The sequence below is a fragment of the Streptomyces sp. NPDC001828 genome (genome assembly GCF_042892175.1).
Lineage (GTDB): Bacteria > Actinomycetota > Actinomycetes > Streptomycetales > Streptomycetaceae > Streptomyces.
Genome location: NZ_JBIATV010000013.1, coordinates 115,854 through 131,244, shown reverse-complemented (window position 1 = coordinate 131,244; position 15,391 = coordinate 115,854). Strand labels below are relative to the sequence as shown.

Annotated in this window: 14 protein-coding genes and 4 pseudogenes; 8 read left to right on the top strand and 10 right to left on the bottom strand. The window is 66.7% G+C overall.

The window, feature by feature from the left end:
* Positions 1-288 precede the first annotated feature (288 nt).
* The 3 genes from ACFYZA_RS30855 to ACFYZA_RS30845 all read left to right on the top strand — a co-directional run bounded on the left by ACFYZA_RS30855 (position 289) and on the right by ACFYZA_RS30845 (position 3,080).
* Complete coding sequence (locus tag ACFYZA_RS30855) at positions 289-1,524, top strand: acetyl-CoA carboxylase biotin carboxylase subunit family protein (RefSeq protein WP_388493986.1); 1,236 nt, start codon at positions 289-291, stop codon at positions 1,522-1,524.
* Positions 1,521-2,744 carry an MFS transporter gene (locus tag ACFYZA_RS30850; protein ID WP_388493984.1) on the top strand — a complete coding sequence of 408 codons (1,224 nt, stop codon included), beginning with the start codon at positions 1,521-1,523 and terminating at the stop codon, positions 2,742-2,744. Before ACFYZA_RS30855 ends, ACFYZA_RS30850 begins: the two co-directional genes overlap by 4 nt.
* Before the next feature lie 213 nt (positions 2,745-2,957).
* Entirely contained in the window at positions 2,958-3,080 is a 123-nt protein-coding gene (locus ACFYZA_RS30845) for a hypothetical protein (protein ID WP_388493982.1), read from the top strand.
* A 254-nt stretch (positions 3,081-3,334) separates the two neighbouring features.
* Here ACFYZA_RS30845 and ACFYZA_RS30840 read toward each other — a convergent pair.
* Both ACFYZA_RS30840 and ACFYZA_RS30835 read right to left on the bottom strand, forming a co-directional pair.
* A pseudogene (locus tag ACFYZA_RS30840) lies at positions 3,335-3,563 on the bottom strand (helix-turn-helix domain-containing protein); the annotation flags it as partial.
* Positions 3,560-4,590: pseudogene (locus ACFYZA_RS30835) on the bottom strand (tyrosine-type recombinase/integrase). The pseudogenes ACFYZA_RS30835 and ACFYZA_RS30840, both read right to left, overlap by 4 nt.
* Positions 4,591-4,705: 115 nt before the next feature.
* Between ACFYZA_RS30835 and ACFYZA_RS30830 the strand changes: the two are divergent.
* From ACFYZA_RS30830 to ACFYZA_RS30810, 5 genes and pseudogenes are all read left to right on the top strand, one after another.
* On the top strand, positions 4,706-5,248 hold the full coding sequence (locus ACFYZA_RS30830; protein WP_388493980.1) for a hypothetical protein: 543 nt from the start codon (positions 4,706-4,708) through the stop codon (positions 5,246-5,248).
* Positions 5,249-5,558: 310 nt separating this feature from the next.
* On the top strand, positions 5,559-5,996 hold the full coding sequence (locus tag ACFYZA_RS30825; protein WP_388493979.1) for a hypothetical protein: 438 nt from the start codon (positions 5,559-5,561) through the stop codon (positions 5,994-5,996).
* Between the two features lie 79 nt (positions 5,997-6,075).
* Positions 6,076-6,846: a transposase gene (locus ACFYZA_RS30820; protein WP_388493977.1), complete on the top strand. Its 771-nt coding sequence runs from the start codon at positions 6,076-6,078 to the stop codon at positions 6,844-6,846.
* A gap of 405 nt (positions 6,847-7,251) precedes the next feature.
* On the top strand, positions 7,252-7,764 hold the full coding sequence (locus tag ACFYZA_RS30815; RefSeq protein WP_388493975.1) for a hypothetical protein: 513 nt from the start codon (positions 7,252-7,254) through the stop codon (positions 7,762-7,764).
* A 147-nt stretch (positions 7,765-7,911) separates the two neighbouring features.
* Positions 7,912-8,229 (top strand): annotated as a pseudogene (locus ACFYZA_RS30810) (transposase family protein); the annotation flags it as partial.
* Between the two features lie 91 nt (positions 8,230-8,320).
* Here the strand turns inward: ACFYZA_RS30810 and ACFYZA_RS30805 are convergent.
* From ACFYZA_RS30805 to ACFYZA_RS30770, 8 genes and pseudogenes are all read right to left on the bottom strand, one after another.
* Entirely contained in the window at positions 8,321-8,581 is a 261-nt protein-coding gene (locus tag ACFYZA_RS30805) for a helix-turn-helix domain-containing protein (protein WP_388493973.1), read from the bottom strand.
* Positions 8,582-8,743: 162 nt separating this feature from the next.
* Positions 8,744-9,115: pseudogene (locus ACFYZA_RS30800) on the bottom strand (LysE family translocator); the annotation flags it as partial.
* Between the two features lie 39 nt (positions 9,116-9,154).
* A complete protein-coding gene (locus ACFYZA_RS30795; RefSeq protein WP_388493971.1) occupies positions 9,155-9,751 on the bottom strand; it encodes a hypothetical protein in 597 nt (198 codons plus the stop codon).
* Positions 9,752-10,383: 632 nt separating this feature from the next.
* Complete coding sequence (locus ACFYZA_RS30790) at positions 10,384-11,205, bottom strand: alpha/beta fold hydrolase (RefSeq protein WP_388493970.1); 822 nt, start codon at positions 11,203-11,205, stop codon at positions 10,384-10,386.
* 465 nt (positions 11,206-11,670) lie between these two features.
* Positions 11,671-12,201 (bottom strand): EF-hand domain-containing protein, encoded by a 531-nt coding sequence (locus ACFYZA_RS30785; RefSeq protein WP_388493968.1) that lies wholly within the window; start codon positions 12,199-12,201, stop codon positions 11,671-11,673.
* Between the two features lie 1,084 nt (positions 12,202-13,285).
* Positions 13,286-13,717, bottom strand: a complete 432-nt coding sequence (locus ACFYZA_RS30780) for a cupin domain-containing protein (RefSeq protein ID WP_388493967.1) — start codon at positions 13,715-13,717, stop codon at positions 13,286-13,288.
* A 218-nt stretch (positions 13,718-13,935) separates the two neighbouring features.
* A complete protein-coding gene (locus tag ACFYZA_RS30775; RefSeq protein ID WP_388493965.1) occupies positions 13,936-14,391 on the bottom strand; it encodes an NUDIX hydrolase in 456 nt (151 codons plus the stop codon).
* A gap of 179 nt (positions 14,392-14,570) precedes the next feature.
* Positions 14,571-15,116: a hypothetical protein gene (locus ACFYZA_RS30770; RefSeq protein WP_388493963.1), complete on the bottom strand. Its 546-nt coding sequence runs from the start codon at positions 15,114-15,116 to the stop codon at positions 14,571-14,573.
* Positions 15,117-15,391: the final 275 nt, after the last annotated feature.

Sequence of the window (15,391 nt, the reverse complement as noted above, 5' to 3'; positions counted from 1 at the left end):
CGGTGATCCGGTGCCGCGGTATGCGATGACTCCACGCTGCGGCGGGTCGCCGGGGGAGTGCGGGAGTGACGCTAGGCCAGCCTCGACGCCGTTGGCAAGAGCATTGACAAGCTTTGTCAGACAGCCTAGTTTTTCAACAACTTGTTGAGAGATTGTGGTTCTGCACCCCCCGGGCCCTGGTCCGGCTGCCCTTGCCTCCCGTTCGTCGAGGCACTGCGGCACGGCTGGGCCCACCGCCACCGTGCGGGAACTCTCCTCACCACCCACACCCCAATTGGAGGTCGAGCCATGTCCCGGCGCGCACCCAACGACGTACTGATGGTCGGCTGGCACTTCAAGGCCGTGGACGCACTGCGCCAGGCAGGGCGCCGCACCATCAGCGCCGTCTCCTCCGCCGAGCTCTACAGGGTCCCCGCCCACGTCCCGCGGACCGACCTCGTCATCGTCCCGGACAGCAACCGCGCGGAAGACGTGCTGGCCGGCCTCGCCCGGGAGGGCCTGGCCCCCTCGGATTTCGCCGCGATCCACACCATGCGCGAATTCGCCCTCGTCACCGCCAGCCTGCTGGCTGCCCACGGCGACACCCAAGGGCTGCCCGTCGACACTGCCGTGGCTCTGCGCGACAAGTACGTACAGAAGAAGCTCGTCCGGGACGCCGGGCTGCCGACCGCGGCCTGCCACCTGGTGGACCACCTCGCCGACCTCCTCGGGGACACGCCCCCGCTCCCGTTCGTCGTCAAACCCCTCGCGGGAGCCGGCGCGTTCAACACCCATGCCGTGCGAACCCGTGCCCAGCTGGAGGCGCTCACCGCGGCGAGCGGAGGATCCCAAGGCCAAGGCCCCTGGCTGGTCGAGGAGTTCATCGACGGACGCGAACTGCACATCGACGGCATCGTCCGAGAAGGAGTCCTCACCTTCCTCGCCGTCTCCCGCTACCTCAATAACGTGATCGACATCAAGACCGGTGGACTCGTCGGCTCGGTCACCCTCCACCCCCACACCGAGGCGGCCTGCTACCAGCAAGCCCGATCCCTCACCCAGCACGCGCTGGCCGCCCTGCGGCTGAGCGACGGCATCTTCCATCTCGAGGCCTTTCAGCGTGGGGGCGAGCTCGTCTTCAGCGAATGCGCCGGACGGATCGGCGGCGGCGTCGTCCAGGACACCTTGATCCACGCCTTCGGGACCGACCTGCTCGCCGAGTGGGCCCGCGGCATCACCGGTCAGCCGTCCACGCCCGCGGCTCAGCCGCACCCCCACAATCACGGCTGGGTGCACCTCCAGGCGGAAGCCGGCCGCCCCGTACGCCTTCCGTCCCTGGACGCGCTGGAAAGGCAGCCCGGCTGTGTCGCCGCCGGACTCGACCTCAAGGGTTCCCGCGTCATACCTGACCCCGCCGTCAGCTCCAATCAGCGAGTGGCCTGGGCGGTGCTCGCCGGCGACTCCGAACAGCACGTCGCTCACAACGCACAGAACCTGGCGGCCTGGTTCCATGACACCGCCCTCCTCGCCACGGTCGACGCATGAGCACAGCCACCGCTCCCACATCGGACACCCGACGCGGCGCCGGCTTCCTGCCGCCGCCGGGACCCGGCCGGACGCTCTACTGGGCGATCCTGATCAACACCGTGGGCACCGGGATGTACATCACCAGCAGCGCGATCTTCTTCGTGCGGTACATCGGACTGCCCGCCACCGAGGTCGGTCTGGGGCTGTCCCTCGGCGGGCTCACCGGCCTGGTCATTGGCCCCTCCATCGGAAGGCTCTGCGACCGCCTCGGCCCCCGCGACATCTACGCCACCGCCCTGCTGATCGAGGCCGCCGGCATGTGCGCGCTCACCAGGGTCCACACGATGGGGCAGTTCCTCGCTCTCGTCCTCGTCGCCGGGCTCGCCGCCACCTCCACCAGCGTCGCCCGAGGCCCCCTCATCCAGGCCCTCGCCACCGGACGTGCCGCCGTCCTGCGCGCACACCTGCGCTCAGCCGCCAACATCGGAATCACCCTCGGGGGAGCCGTCGGCGGGCTGGCCATCGCGGCCGACCACAGACCCCTCTACCCCTTGCTGGTCCTCGGCAACGCGCTTTCCTTCCTCTGCTGCGGACTCATGGCCCTCCGCCTGCCCCGTACCGTCCCGACACCTGCCGGGACGAACCGAAAGCGCCGAGCCGTAAAAGACCTCCCCTACCTGGGGGTTACCGCAGTCAGCGCGATCATGATGTTGCAGTACCCCGTTCTCTCCCTCGTGCTCCCCCTCTGGATCTACAGCCGGACCGCCCTACCCCATTGGCTCGTGGCGGCCCTGATTCCTGTCAACACGCTCCTCGTGGTGCTCCTTCAGGTGCGCGTCGCGAAGAACGTCGACACGCCGGACCGAGCCGCACGCCTCATGCCCCGAGCCGGCCTCGCCTTCCTCATCGCCTTCGCCGTCATCGCCGCTCTCGGGGCGCTGCCGGTCGCACTGTCGGCAGCTCTGCTCGTCGGGGCGGTGATCAGCTATACCCTCGGTGAAATCCTTCAGGGAACCGCGAGTTACGAGCTTGCTCTGACGCTGGCTCCCGACGACGCCCGGGGCGAGTACTTCGGGACCTACACCACCGGTACGGAACTCGGTCGTGTCGCCTCCTCCGCGATCGTCACCTGGCTCTGCCTCACCTGGGGTTGGCCTGGCTGGCTCCTGCTGGGCGCCCTCATGCTCGGCGCCGGAGCCATCACGCCGGCCCTGACCCGTAGGGCCCTGTGGTGCTGAGGCGTGCCGCCCAAGTCGCCTTTCTGCAACGGAGCAAGAGACGCGAGCGGTTACCCCACGAACGGCGCGTCCACTGTCGTAGGCAGCTCTGGCTGGAACGCGATCACAGCCATCGGCTGAGCTCGCACCAACACGGCAGAATGTGTACGGGTCACAGGCCGAGCGCCCGGGACCCGTACACATACCCGGTCGTCTCCGACACACAGGGACGAGATGCCTGAACCGCTGACCTCATACGAGACCCTCGTGATGCCCGACTACGGGGGCTTCGACCTCTACGGCGCGGACTTCGACGTCCGCGACAACGACTTGATCCCCAGGCCAGAGAGAATGTAGCGGCCGACAACGGCTACGAGGTGATCGTGGTTCAGCACAGTCGCAGTTCAAAGCGAGACTTCGCATCGAAACCTAGACGGAGGACCCGCGCTTCCCACCGGGTGGGACGGCTGCCGCGATTGTGTGGCCTCAGGACATAGAGGTGAGCCCTATTACTCCAGCAGCGGTTCGTGTTCTCAGCTGTGTTTTCGGTAGTGGCAGCGGCGGGCGACTGTTTGGCGGTGTCTTCTCCAGGCCGACCATTTCAGTGCGTGCTTGACGAGGTCGTTCGGGGTGCAGCCGAAGATGTCACACAGTGCGACCAATGTGTCCATGCTCATCCGCTGCGGGGGCTGCGTCACCAGCCGATAGACCTGCTCACGCGACAGGCTCACGCCGCGCTCCGCGAGAAGCGGCACGAGGTCCGAGTTCCGAGGTGTGGAACATCTCCTGCTCGGCCATGATCTGCCTCAGACGCCACTCGTAGCCCATTTTCTTGATCATGTCAGGTCCCAGTCGTCGTCGCCGAGCCGGCGCTTCAGCGAAGCCTCCAGCAGGTGGTTGCGGTACTCGTCGGAGACACCCATGTAGATGGCTGTCGTCGAGCCGTGGGAGTGGCCGACCTGCTCCTGCACGAACCGCGCGGGGTAGCCGAACTCCGTAAGGTGCGTGATGTAGCTGTGGCGCAGACCGTGCAGATCAAGGGCTCCATCCAGGCCGGCCGCGTCCCGAGCGGTGGTGAAGGCCTCGTTGATCGAGCTCGGCGACATCCGCCCGGCCCGCTCGGTCACCCACAATGCCGGATGCCGACCCGGCGCCAGCCGGGGACGCACCTCATGCACCCACTCGCCAAGGACGTCGACTACCCAGTCCATCTCCGGCACTAGCAGCACGGTCCGCCGCTTCGGCGGCGCCCCCTTGGACGACTCTTCCCGTACCGCACCGCCAGCGAGCCGAACTGCCCGAACTGCGGGCTCTTCCGACACCGTCGTAAGTCCACGAGGTCGACCATGGAGGACTCGGTGCGCCGAGTTCCGTAGGCGTAGATCGTCTTCAGCACCGCGACGTCACGCAGCGCGGTCAGCGTCCCCTTCCGCCCGTGTCCGCGGATCTGGGCCGGCCGGGCATCGGCCGCGTCGAACAGGGCCTGGACCTCGTCGTAGGTCAGCGGCCGACGCCGCGGGTCACCCTCGTACTCCAGCGTGTGCACCACCGAGTTGGCCTCATGGAAGATGACCTGAGGTGCCTGCCCGAACCGCTCCCGGCAGGTATCCACCCATCCGTACCGGCGGTCCAGCAGGTACTCCACGAACAAGGTGATCGTCACCTCGTACGTCCGCGCCGTCGACATACGGATCGGATTGGCGCCGCTACGCAGGTGCGCGATGAACGCTTCGCCGTCCGCTGGAGTCCATTGCCACGGGTACAGCCCCGTGAACACCTCGAACCGGTTGATCAGACGCAGCCGCGGTTCGATCGTCGAAGCCTTCAGGAACCGGGCGCGTTGCTGCCGGGCCCAGCCCTCCTTCATCGCCGTGAATACCGCTGATTCCGGGGCCAGGTGTACGACGTTCGGAGCGAGGAGGAGACGCGCCGAACCGGGTGCCTCAGCGACCATGGCGGCCGTTGCGAAGCTGCCTCCTGAGGTGCTGGCGGCCAAGGCTGACTTCGTTTTTCACCTTGAAATCCTGAGGTGGGACGGTCAGAGGGTCGGGTTAGTGTCTTACGCCTGCCAATCGAACACTTACTCCCATCGGTCGGTTGGTCTGCAAGAGTTCGACCGTACCGACCGGCAGCCATTCCGAGAAAAGGGGCGGATGTCCCAATTCGGCCTGGACATCAGTCAGGGCAGTATCCAGCACATAGGTGTGTTCAAGAACGACGTAGCCGGCGAGGACTATCGGATCCGAGTGCAACGACGCCGAAACCCTGTCGTTGCCGACGAACCCTTCAGTGAGGAGGAATTCGACAATGCCCATGCGGGAAGTTCGGTGACTCCTCAGGATGTTCAGCGTGCGATGGTGAGCTTGGCGAGCGGTGAGGCCGCCCCCGCCCAGGTTGCCGACCGGATCTCCTTCTTCGAGGACCAGTGGCTGAGCCACCACCTGTTCGGCGCGTTCTACGAGCTTATCGCCACAGGAGCCAGCGGGGTCGGTTCCTTAGAACGCGTCTTACGGCTGCCCGGGTGACAAAGGAGTCTGCCAGTCAAGCCGGACCTGAAATGGTGACCGCAGTCTCCGATCGCAGAGGAGCGTCCCCCATCGTTTCCTTCGGCACCATGCTCACCCTCAGGTGGGGCGGAGGCCACCCGTGCCTGCCCAACTCCACATCGAATACCCAGCCAGCTGCTGGGCGCCGCCTCAGGATTGCCTGTTCCATCACCCTGGAGCCTAATACTCCGGATGTAGTCGTGATCTTGATAGATCTCGGCAGAGTTCCCTGAGGCTTCGCGTGAGGATCGTGCTGTCCTGAGACGGCCTGAACAGGCACCATGCTCAAGTGAGCATCATCATCGAGTTCTTCATCGCCCCTGACGACACCTCGGCCGCAGGCATCGTGGACAGCGGGCCCGACGGGATCTTCGACACCCTGGTCTGCGGCAACTTCGATGCTTCTGGGGCAGTGATCGAGTGGGAGAGCCTGTTCACCGGGCAGAGCTTCGAGGCGCTCGTCGCATCCGATGAGCCGCATATGGTTGCCTGCAGCGGAGAAGGGGGCAGCCCATGGCTGTTCGTCATCTCGGGTGCGCTTCAAGCAGCACTGGTCAGTGCTTCGGCCGCCCGCCTTGCCGAGGTTGGCGAGCTGTGGATCCAGGAACGGGCCGCCGAGGGCGAGGTGTTCGACCCGGAGCCGGTGGAGGAACTCCTGAGCGATCTGGCGGCTCTGGCCCGCACCGCCGACGGGCGGGGGCACGGCGTGTACTGCTGGATGGCCTAGCGTCCCGGCCGCCACCGAACGGTCCCGCCATACGGACCGGGAACGAAATGGTGGCGACCACCGGTGATCGTCATGGTTTGTGAAGACGACGAACGATCAAGTGGTGGCCGCAGGTCACGGCGTAAATCCGGCTCGATGGCAGGACACATTCGAGGGCCTGATGAACCGGATCGCGGGTCGTTTCGCACGCGTGGAGCCCCGCCGGCGAGTCAGGCGGTTGGTGCTCGGCCTCCTGTCGGACCTCCCGCGCAAGAACTGCTGGACGATCGCCGAATGGGTTGGGGAGTCCACCCCGGACGCCATGCACCACCTGCTCAGCCGAGCCAAGTGGGACGCTGACGCGGTTCGTGACGACGTTCGGGGATACGTGGTGGAGCACCTGCACGACGAGCGGGCGGTGCTGGTGGTCGACGAGACCGGCGACGTCAAGAAGGGCACCGGCACGGTCGGCGTCCAACGCCAGTACACCGGCACTGTAGGCAGGATCGAGAATGCCCAGGTCGCCGTCTACCTGGTGTACGCCAGTCGGCGCGGACATGCCTCAGTGGAACGGGAGTTGTGCACTCCGCTCCTGGACCTCCGAGCCCGACCACTGCAGTGCCGCCGGGCTCGGCGAGGACACCCCTTTCGCCACCAAGCCAGAGCTGGCCGCGCCCATGGTCACCCGATTCCTGGACACCGGGCCCCGTGGGTCGCTGGCGACGAGGTCTACGGCGGCAACCCGAACCTGCGCGCGGCCCTGGAGGAGCGAGGTATTCGCTACGTTCTTGCAGTGGGCCTGCTCGCACGAAGTCGCCACCGGAGCCGGGAAGTTCCGCGCCGAAACCCTGGCCAAGAAGGTGCCCAATAGGGGCTGGCAGAAGCTGTCGGCCGGGGCGGGAGCGAAGGGCCACCGCTGCTTCCAGCCGTTTGACCTGCACAAACGCAGCCTTGTGCAACACGCTTCAGGGCGAGGACCTGAGGAGTCCCGGATGGATCTTCACTGTGCGTAGCCGAGGGCGGCGGCCACGAATCCGGCGTGAACGTTTTCGGAAACAGAATGGCCTGAAACATCACGGCGCGGCATGGATGCCATCCCGCAGAATCTAGCTCGTGATCGGCCCGTGAAGATCGCGAACTTCTGTTCCTCAGGACGCTTGCCCTGCGGCTGGCGCTTTCAGTGGCACATGGTGCGCTCGGCCGCTCTGCGTCAATCCATGGCTGCGCTGCGGCGGTTGACCGCGGTGGTCAGTTTTCCTCTCTGGATCGAGGTTCCATGCGCACTAAGATATTGGGCTGCCTGTTCGGTGTGGCCTCGATGACCGGCTGCGCACTCATCGGCGCCCCCGGCGCTGAAGCGGCTCCGTCTGCCGCCTCCGGCTCCGCCCCCGCGGTTACCATCAGCGTGCCGGCCGGTAAGACCAGCGCGACCATGACGGTAGGCGGAAGCACCGTGACCGTCACCAGGTCTACGCCTTCCGTGGCCGTACTCACCTGCACCGTCAGCCCCGGCAAGCCGTATCATGGCGCTGCCGGCGTGACATCCACCGTCTGGGCCTATTGCAACAGCAACGCGGCCACACTGTCGTTTGGAACGGCCCTGTACTTCTACGGATCCAGCGTCAGCCAGAACAATGCGACCAAACACAACTGCACATCGTGCTACGTGACCGTTGTGGCGCCCTATCAGGCCGGCCAGTGGAAATCGGGCGCGATTCTTGGATACTTCGACAGCACTGGGAACGGGCAGTTCACCAGCGATGCCTACAGCGCAACGGCAAGTTTGTAAAAGGCCGTTTGCGCATCGATCATGGAGCTTGTCGATCGAACGTGAGCCGACCTCGTGGTCGCGGTCGAGGGAGCGTTGAGGGCCGGACCTCCTGCGAAGCACCGGGCCGGTCACGGCTCTGATCTTGCGAGGGGCCCGGGTCGTCGGCGTCAGTTCGGCAAGCTCCTCACCCCATGGCGACGTGAGGACGCGGACTCGGTTCGCGAGGGCCGGCCCTGGAGCCCGCCGCTGGAGGACCGGGTCCTGCTGGTCGCCGCGTACTGGGGAAGCAACCTGACGCTGCGCCAGATCGCGCCGCTGTTCGGGGTGTCGAAGTCCGCAGCGGACCGCATCGTCGACAGCCTCGGGCCGGCGCGGACACTGCAGCAGCGCCGGCGGTTCCAGAAGGGCATGGTGTTGATCGTGGACGGCACCACGGTGCCCACGCGGGAGCACGCGGTGGCTGAGCAGTCGAAGAAGCCCAGGGTTCGTGGGCTGGGCAGGACGCAGTGCTGAGCGAGGTATTGGACGGATTCGCCGCTCCCACGAGTGTGTGTGGTGCGTGCGGCTGGGCGAGTCACGTGGAGGTGAGAGGAGGGCCTCCGTGCCGCTCGCCTCTGAGGCGGCAGGGCCGTGGGCCTGGTGGCAGTTGGTGAGCCGGAGTGTGATGCCCGGCGGCGTGACGGCAGGGCTCGTCCACCAGTCCGTCCAGCCTGGTGACCAGGAACCTGCGGCGCCACTTGCGAACCGTGTCCGCCGCGATGTGCAACTCGTGCGCCACCACAACAATGGGCGCCACATCAGCACCGTCGTGTGCCAATACGATGCGGGCCCTCATGGCCACTGCCCGCGCAGTTGACGCCCGCGGGCCCAGCGCTCCAACACCACACGCTCATCGGGCTTCAACAGCAGCGGTTCCAACTTCGGGTCACGACGAGGCACCGGCACACCCGCTGAGGCGCTCATACCCCAACTCGCAATGGATCTCCGGCGCAGGACGCTAGTCCGCGCGGCCTGCGACAGCCACCGATGCGCCCAGGCCGATCATGGCCAGCCCGCCGGAGCCGCCAAGCAGAGACATCCGTCGGGGAGAGCGACCGAACCAGGTACGTGCGGCTGAGGCCGTCAGTCCCCACAGGCCATCGGAGATCAGAGCCAGCAGGGCACCAGTCAAGCCGAGAATCAGCATCTGGGCGCTGACGTGACCTGCCTCCTGGTCGACGAACTGAGGTAGTACGGCGGTGAGGAACACGGCGCTCTTCGGATTCGTGACCCCAACGACGAAACCGGCCCGTATCGAGCCCCGGCCACTGGATGCCGCCGCCGGGATGCTCGGTGCTGCTGCGCGATTCTTCCAGCTTGCTCGCACGGCCGTCGGTATTGGGCAATGCGCTCGGCGGATACGCACTGGTCATCGCGGTCGCCCTGTAGCCGCTGGAACGAACGACCCCTCCCTGCGCGGCACGTATCCGGCCCCACCATGAAAGAACCAACTCCAGGCGAGCACCCGGCGAGCGATCAGCGCGGTGGGAAGGAAGCCAGGGAGAGGTCCCACTCGTCCGCCGCGTGCAGCAGCCAGCGTTGCGGCGTCCAGGCCGATCTCCACGACGTGCTGATGGACGCCGGCTCCGTCATCATCCTGTTGCCAGGGGGGTGCTGCCGCCAGGGACAGATGAACGCGGATCACCGCCGTCCCGGCTTCGCTTCCGTCGGCGAGGCTGAAAGCCACGGCCGGCTCGATGAACCATGCGTCCGGCGGCAATTCGCCCTCCGCACCGGGTGCGGTGACGTCCACTGTTCCCGCGGCCACCGCGCGTAGCCACGAGGGCAGCTGGCGGGCCTCATCGGCGAGCAGACACCGGCCGGCGAAGTACCAACTCCCCGCGGGAGTCCTCACCGTACCGGCGATGACCAGCCAGTTGTCGTCGTACGCGTTGCCCCGGACAGGGCCGAACTGATAGCGCACCGGGCGCAAGTCGACCCTGCTGGAAAGATCGTTCAGGAGCACCGGTGCAGCATGTCATGCACTGATCGTCAGGACGGATCACCCCTGCAAGCCCGGATGCAGGGGACAGAGCGCCGTCCTGACCCCCTCGAAAACTGTCCCTGTTGGCTCCTTTCGCCTTCCGAAACGGTTGGTGTCCATGACCACAGGTGCGCTGAGAGATCCGCGACGACGTCGACGAAGCCTTCCGCACACTTGGACAAGCCCCGATCTGCTGGAGGAGTTCTGCCCGGTCACCACGGCAGCCGGTCCCCGGCGGTAGAGACCCTCGAAGCGACCGGAGCCGCACAGTGCACGCGATCTCCAAGGTCCGCTGAGAACAGCACAGCACCTGGTGGCAGTTCGCCCGGCTGCCTCAGCCGTCCTGCCGAGAGATGATCTCGCCGTGCCTGGTGTGATCACGGCTTGGAGCTGTCTGAGCCTGAACCTCCCCCAGGAGAGCCGAGCCGGAAACTGGGACCACACCGGGCTCTCGCCCCGCCTCGGCCATGACGCCGCCAGGGCCGTCCCCAGTGGCGCATGGCCGCCCAAGGGTAGGGAGGGGCTGCATCCGAGCCGCCGTTCTGGAGCAGGCCGGTCACAGGGTCAGGAATTTGACGGTCGCTGTGCGGGGCTGGCCAGCCCCGCTGGCCGGCTCAGCTGGTGATGAAGTCGAGCAGGTCGGTGGTGAATTCGGTCTCGTATGCGCCTACGAGACCGTGGGGTGCGCCTGGGTAGACCTTGAGGGTGCCCTGGGCGAGCAAGTGGATGCTCTTCTCGGAAGCGGCGGCGATGGGGACGATCTGGTCGTCGTCGCCGTGGGCGAGGAAGACCGGGATGTCGATCTTCTTGAGATCCTCGGTGAAGTCGGTTTCCGAGAAGGCCTTGACACAATCGAGGGCCGCATTGAGGCCGACTTGCATGCCCTGGAGCCAGAATTCGCGCCGCTTGCCTTCGGAGACGGTTGCCCCAGGGCGGTTGAAGCCGTAGAAGGCCTCGCTGAGGTCGTAGTAGAACTGCGAGCGGTCCGCGGCGACGCCGGCACGGATGTCGTCGAAGGCCTCGATCGGGGTGCCCTCGGGGTTGCTTCCGGTCTTGAGCATGAGGGGCGGGACGGCACCGAGCAGGACGGCTTTGCTCACGCGGGAGGCTCCGTGGCGGCCAAGATAGCGGGCGACTTCGCCACCGCCGGTGGAATGGCCGACCAGAACGGCGTCTGTCAGGTCGAGCTGGTCGAGGAGCTCGGCGAGGTCGTCGGCGTACTGGTCCATGTGGTTGCCGTCCCACGTCTGGGTGGACCGGCCGTGGCCGCGCCGGTCGTGCGTGATGGCACGGAAACCGGCTGAGGCGACGGCGACAGCCTGGGTCTCCCATGCGTCGGCGTTCAGCGGCCAGCCATGGGAGAACACGACAGGCCGGCCGGCGCCCCAGTCCTTGAAGTACTTCTGAGAACCGTCGGACAGCGAGATGTGCGGCATGGTCGGACCCTTCCATCGGCGGTGCTCTGGCAGAGAGGCAACAGATGCAGCCTGCCAGCAGCGAGGTCTGAGGGCGGCTTTGTTCACGAAACGGGGCTTTGGTGTCGGCGTACGAACGTTCACGGGTACGCCGACATCCGGCCCACCTTCTGCGGAGCTTCTACTCTCCGGAGGATGCTGGGACGGGACGGCTCTTCATGACTCGTCGACAGACCTACTACTGCGAGGCTCGTGCTGCTCGGCCGGCGCGCCGGACTGTCTCCGTCGTCGGTGGGTGTCGTTGCCCGTCCGGGCCCGGTCCACCACGGGTACGGACATGGACCTCTCCGGTCCCCGGATCGGAATGCGGCGCGCGGAGTCGGTGCGGTGCGGGCTGCGGAGTGAATTTGTGGGCGACGGTCATCTTCGGTCGCTCCCCGGCGGGTTCGAGGAGCGCGCGGACGTCCTGTGGTCGTGCCGGATTCTTCAGCGGGTGAGGGTGGGCGCCGGGGTCGTGTGGTGGTGGGGATAGGCCTCGGCCATGGGGGAGGCGCCTGTGGTGAGGTAGTCATGGATCGCGGCCAGGTAGACGGTGCGGTGGACAGCGCCGGCACTGTCGGGGTCGAGGGCGGTGAACGCGGCTGCCGCGCCCTCCGCGCTGTTCCCAGTAGCTGTCCGCAACAGGGTGAACTCGTCACGGGTGAGGCGCCCGTCGCCGTCGAGGTCGGCGAGGTCGAAAAGGGAGCCGAGGGCAGGCCTGCAGGATTCCTCAAAGGCGTCGTGCCCGGCCCAGCCGCTGTATTCCTCAAGGGTGACGGCCCCGTCCCCGTTCGCGTCCATCTGCCGGAACACCTCCTCATGGGCCGAGCGGGCGGCGCCGACCAGGGGGTCCTGCGGGTCACGGCCGCAGGCCGCAGCCGCCCGCTCGACCCGGGCGAGGTACTCGCCATGGGTGATCACGCCATCTCCATCGGCATCCAGCATCGTGAAGATACGCCGCTTCGCAGAGTCCGACATTCCGTCACCTTCCATTCCTTGATCATTACTTCTTTCATCAGGAACGCGTTGAGGTGGCCCCTGGTCACGGGCCGAACTCGATTCTGCAGAACCGCGCTCGGTGATGCAGCGGGACGGAGAGCGTATGCGGCCACCCGTCTGCACGTTTACCGCTATGAAAACCGTCCAGTGAGATCACCAAGAACCCGACGGCTCAGCCTCGTCGTGCACGGCGCCCGCACCCTTGCATCCACGACAGCCGCCTCCGCTTCCCCCTGCGGGACTGGAACATGACCAGCGGACCGATCGGCCGTGCGGAGCAGGCCATTGCGGTCAGGTGCCGCTCGGCGCGATAACGCCCACCGAGGACGAGCCAGCCCTGGCTTCCGGCGGACGTTGAGGTTCGGATCTGTCAGCTTTGCCAGCAGCCCCCGCGTTGGGGAGCCCAACGGGTCGTCTACGAGCTGGCACGCAGTAGCGTCTCCTGCTGCTTCATGTCCGACGTGCACAGCGTCCTGGTGGACCACCGGCAGCAGAAGCACAGACGTAAGTACCGGCGGTGGCAGCGTCTCGTTTCAGCCAGTTCGCACGGTGTCCACAACCGTAAAGGGCGGTGAGACGCGCATGGAGGCCGCGTGGGGTTGTCGTCATTGGTACCCGGGCGTACAGCGCTGGCGCGGTCACGTGGGGTTGTCTCGAGGCAGTCCCACCAACTGGACACCCCATCAGGAGAATTGATGAGCCGTGGACCCCCGATCGTGTGTTGTCATGCCCTGTCGCACAGGTGTGACCTCCAGGTAGCTCGCAACCGAACCGTCTCCGCCCGGCCGGTCAAATCCCCCCACGGAGGCGGAGCTTGCTGGCGACCTGCGATTTCGTGCGGTCCTGTACGGCCTGATCAGCGAGCACGACCAGCAGCCGGTTCACCAGCACGCGTCGGCCGTGGTGTCGGTGCACCTGCGCTGACCGCCCGCCCGCCCGACCTGATTCCCACCGACCGACCGCTCGAGTCGCCTGCCGACTGACCCCCCGCCCGGGACCGGGTGAGCCCGACGCGCCCGGAGCCCGGCCCACGCACCGCTCACGGTGGCCGCGCGCACGGGCCTCACGGCATGTGGAAGTCCTCGACGTCGAAGCCGGGGGCCACGACGCACGACACGAGCACCGGCTCGTCGCCGGCCGGTTCCGCGGACTGCCAGGTGCCGCCCGGCACCAGGAGCTGAGGACGTGCTCCGGACGCCACGTCCGGCCCGAGCACCATGGCGGACTCCTCCGCGGCGGTGGCCGAGGTCCCGCCGAGGCGGAGCGTCAGCGGCCCGCCCCGGTGCCACAGCCACAGTTCGTCCGAACGCACCCGATGCCAGCGGGACATCTCGCCGGGATGCAGAAGGTAGTAGATGCCGGTCGCGAAGGAGCGCGGCCCGGGGTATCCCTCCGGAACGGCGCTGGGTCCGGTCCGCCACGTCTCACGGAACCACCCGCCCTCCGGGTGCGGTTCGAGTCGGAGGAGGGTGACCAGATCGGAGATCTCACTCATGGGAAGACATCCTGGCGCACGGCGTGTCCGCTCACAACGGCGCCGCTCTGGCTCCACGCGATCACAGCGGATCGGGCGGATCGGGCCGATCGGGTCCGGGTGCGGCCCACTGCTTCGCCACCGGCGAAGCGGCCAAGGGGTTGGGATCAGTTGGCTGCGCAGGCAGCCAACAACACCCGCGCGCCCTGGATCCTGAGCTTGTTCCTTAAGGGACAAGCTCAGGAGGTGCGTCCGTGGCAGGCGGCCAGTACGGTCTGCACGGCGCTGCTGGTCTTTCCCTGGCCGGCTCGGTCGGCCCACAGATGCGCGTCGTGCTCGGTGAGTGTGACCTGGTCGTCCGTGGTGGTCGCGGTGAAGTTGAACTGGCGGGTCTTCTTGCCGCTCTTCGACAGGTAGTCGAAGTGACCGAGATAGCCGCCGACGTTCGTGATCGTCAGCCCGGTTTCTTCCCTGACTTCCCGGTGCAGGGCGTCGAGCAGGTTTTCGCCGGGGGCGACGCCGCCGGAGGGGAGCTCCCACAGGCCGCCGAGGTAGTCGTCGGCGGTCCGGTGCAACAGGAGGATCAGGCCGTCGTGGTCGGTGATGACGGCACCGACGACGTGTTTGGTGATGCCGTCGGCGGCGGCTTGGTGTGTCAGGGCGTCCAGCAAGGTGGTGTCCACGGGTGTGTTCACGGGATGAGGTCCTTGTAGTGGCGGGCGACCTTGGAGATCGTCGCGGTGTAGGTGCCGGCGAGGTGGACGTCCGTCGGATTTCACAGGGCCAACCAGGCCAGGGGCCGTCAGGTCACCTCGGTGGTCACCGGATCGCGACGGACGCGTTCGGGGCCTGGGATGCACGGAGGTTGGTCTCGTCAGCTCACGTCCCGCAACAACACCATGCGCATGGACTCGATCAGCGTCTTGCGCGTCTCGTTGAAGGCACAACGGGCTGCGTCGCACTCCGGGTGCTCGTGAGTTCTTCCGGCGATGACGATGTCGGCCCAGGCGATGAGTCGGAGGCTGGTTGCGTCAGCAAGGTCGACAACCGTTTGTGGCGCTGAGAGCGCCACTTGGAAGCGTTGCGGGAAGACATCGTGATCGCCAAGCGCGGCGTGGGCTGCCCGGCGTCGGGCTGCAGTTGTGTCCAGACCCGCTCGACTGGCCTGCCAGATCTGCTCGCCGGCCTGTGAGACCGCGCTCAGGTAGTTGGCACAGATCATCCGCAGTGCCTCGTGTTCGCGATCATGGATATTACGGTGCCATCGGACCCGCTCTCCGACCACGCCGGCGCCGACGGCTATCAAGGCCCCGAGCACCGTGGCAACCAATGGGACCAACGAAGTCCACGCCATAGGCGGAACAATACGAACTCGGCGGGCTGCGCCGCAGGTTATTGCCGCAGCCTTGTTGGTGACCATCAGACTGATTCGATCGGTCCGAATCGCTAGTTCATCCCTCTCCGCTGGTGACAACTACGGTGCTTTGGCTCAGTTGTGCAGGTGTGCCCCGAGACGATCCGGGCTGGAGCGAAGGGCGGGGTCTGTTGCCCTGTCGGGATCCCGCCTGGCGTTTTGGCGACAGGCGGAAGTCCTACCGATGCCACCACTCGGCGAAGCCTGAGCCATCGCCACCGGGGAACACCCGCAGCGGCGAACGGACCGAGCGCCACCGCGGAACGCCGAACCGGCCCATG